The sequence below is a fragment of the Vibrio sp. 10N.247.310.17 genome (genome assembly GCF_041466605.1).
Taxonomy (GTDB): Bacteria; Pseudomonadota; Gammaproteobacteria; order Enterobacterales; family Vibrionaceae; genus Vibrio; species Vibrio tasmaniensis_A.
On the sequence record NZ_JBFSTC010000186.1, the window covers coordinates 1 to 2549 of the forward strand.

Sequence of the window (2549 nt, forward strand, 5' to 3'; positions counted from 1 at the left end):
CTGTAGGATCGTTCAACTGATCAGGAAAATGCTTAAATGATCAGTGTTACCTCTTGTGTGGTCTTTACACTTAAGCTACTGGGCAATTTCGTTAGGGTTGGTCTTGTATGGCGTTTCGATCATTTCGTCATTGGTCACACAATCACAAGCGATTCATGCCTTAACCGTGGGTGGAATGGGGGTGATGATCTTATCAATGATCTCACGCGTCTCTCTAGGACATACAGGTCGAGCTATTGCGATTGGTAAAATAATGACTGCGGCGTTAATTGCCATTGTTTTTGCCTTTATTGTTCGAGTATTTGGTGGATACTTTACCAATAATATTGTCTCTATCATCACCTTATCGAGTGCTCTGTGGGTTGTCGCGTACAGTTGTTTCGTTGTGTTGTACTTACCAATTTTAATAAAACCAAGGGCTTAAATACCTCAAGACACCAAGCAGCCAATTTGGCTAATATTAAAGCTGCATTTAAAATGCATCTTTAATATTATGACCTTAATGAGTTACTTAAATACAATCAAAGAGAGCATAATTATGAGCTGTTGTGGCGGATGTGGTGGTTCAAACCACGAAGAAAAAGCAAATGAAGCTGAACAAAAAAAACAAGCAGAGCAGCAAGATACTAAGCAAGAAAACGCTTAATTAGATCTGCACTCAAGCCAAATTTAAAAATCCAGAGACTTCGATGAAGCCTCTGGATTTTTTTATCGTTATGTATTCACAATGAGAACCTGAAGAAACCTAGGGCACTATTCCAATAAACATCCCCCAATTCTTCAAGTTACTTGGTCATGCATTGGTGGCGTAGGTCTACATGTTTATTGGCAGGGATGTTTTGTTGCAACAGTGACGTCGAATTTCGATAGGTTATAAAGGTAAAGAGTCAGTTACCTATGCTATATGTTTAAATACAACAGAGCGGTAATAGGCTTGAAGTTGCCGTGATAAACAGGTTTAAGTCTGATTCCGATAGTTAAGAATTTTGACTGGTTGACTAACTGACTTTTAGATTCGATTAACTTTACGCTAGATGCAAAAAAGCCGCTGATTTCTCAGCGGCTTTCTTAAATGTGGTGGAGGGATAGGGATTTGAATGCTACACCTATCAATCAAAAGTGCTGTAATTACAATGGGTTATCTGTTTTTATCAAAAATCAATTTAACCGTATGTCTGGTACATATTAATAGCGATAAAACCGTTAACCGTCAAGGAAATCCGATTATTTATCTGATGTTTGCGGTGTTATGGGTAAATTAGAGGAAATGCAGATTGTTTGCATTATATGTTTGGTAAACCATAGGTCAATGTTCAGTAAGTTTGTTTGTTAGTAATGTTTGTTCGGAACAAACATTACTACAAGTTACATTACAATGAGTATGACGTAGACAGAAGCAATCACTTTTGATGAGTAGCTATAAATAATTTATCGAGAATTTTAGTTCTTTCATTTTCCATAATATCAATCACTTAAGTATTGATAATTTTCCCGTTGGTACTTACTATCTTAATAAAGAAATTACTTTCGAATACAAAAAAGTAACTGATTTTGCAATAAAACCGATTGTTTAATTATTCGATACGTCAGCGTTACAATACGTCCGTATAAAGCACGACATTAGGAATGATTTTCTTAAGTTTACTAAAATAATCCTCTCTTAATATCAAATCACAACCTTCAAGCTTTGCAATATTTGAGTCCATCCCAACAAATGAAGCGCCATTACCAATTAATTGTTCTCTCCAACATCTAAATTGTAAAACGATTTCATCATTGCTATTTAATGCCCTTAGACCTTCATTGTAATTATCTAATTTTAGTCCAAGCATGTTTAATAATTCGCTATTCATCCATAAAACGTATTGAGATTCGATGCTATTAATACTTGCATTAAAGCCCTGTATAAAGGGCTCTCCAAGGTAGTAGCTATTTTCCCAAATATGGTTAGACGAATATCTCTCAACTAAAGGGTTCATTTCTATTTTATATGGAAGTAAACCTTCAAATATTACACCTCCTTTACTTTCCCCTATTTCTCCATAATTTTTTTCACTTAATTCTCTTTCAAATCTAGAGATCACTCTAAAGCCCTCTTCATAATCAGGCTCTTTAAAGCCCATCACTACATCAGAAGGTTTTCGTATTCTGGGTCTTTGGATTAAGGACTTAGAAGTAGCAATAATTGTTTTTATATCTAGTTTTATTTCACCTTCAAAAATCAGAGAGCTTTTATATTCGTCATGCAAATGCTTGCATACGTATTTAAATACTAAGCTATCTAGGTACACATTAGGAGACAATCGTTGATGAGAACGATTGACAAATAATTCCATTTCATCTTTATTAATATTTCTTATTATTACCTCTTTTATTACATTAATATCAATTCCAACATTGTCTAAATAAACAAGGTATTTGTTCCGACTTATGCTATCTAAAATTTGCTCATTCATTATCTAATCCGTCTAAAATATCTTGTAGAGTGTTGTGGATACGGTGTTTTTCAAGGTAGTTGTCATCATTTGCTTGCTTATTAAGCAGCTTCT

The 2549-nt window shown here is 34.5% G+C and carries 2 protein-coding genes and 1 pseudogene; 2 read left to right on the forward strand and 1 reads right to left on the reverse strand.

Annotation, left to right across the window (positions count from 1 at the left end):
- Nucleotides 1–49: 49 nt before the first annotated feature.
- Nucleotides 50–424: pseudogene (locus AB6D80_RS24595) on the forward strand (NnrS family protein); the annotation flags it as partial.
- Between the two features lie 78 nt (nt 425–502).
- Entirely contained in the window at nt 503–646 is a 144-nt protein-coding gene (locus AB6D80_RS24600; RefSeq protein ID WP_157044877.1) for a hypothetical protein, read from the forward strand.
- Nucleotides 647–1592: 946 nt separating this feature from the next.
- Here the strand turns inward: AB6D80_RS24600 and AB6D80_RS24605 are convergent.
- Entirely contained in the window at nt 1593–2456 is an 864-nt protein-coding gene (locus AB6D80_RS24605) for a hypothetical protein (protein ID WP_372189897.1), read from the reverse strand.
- Between the last annotated feature and the right edge of the window lie 93 nt (nt 2457–2549).

Excerpts from the sequence above, each read along its gene's own strand:
- AB6D80_RS24600 (WP_157044877.1), top strand. The coding sequence starts at position 503 with ATGAGTTACTTAAATACAATCAAAGAGAGCATAATTATGAGCTGTTGT.
- AB6D80_RS24605 (WP_372189897.1), bottom strand. The coding sequence starts at position 2,456 with ATGAATGAGCAAATTTTAGATAGCATAAGTCGGAACAAATACCTTGTT.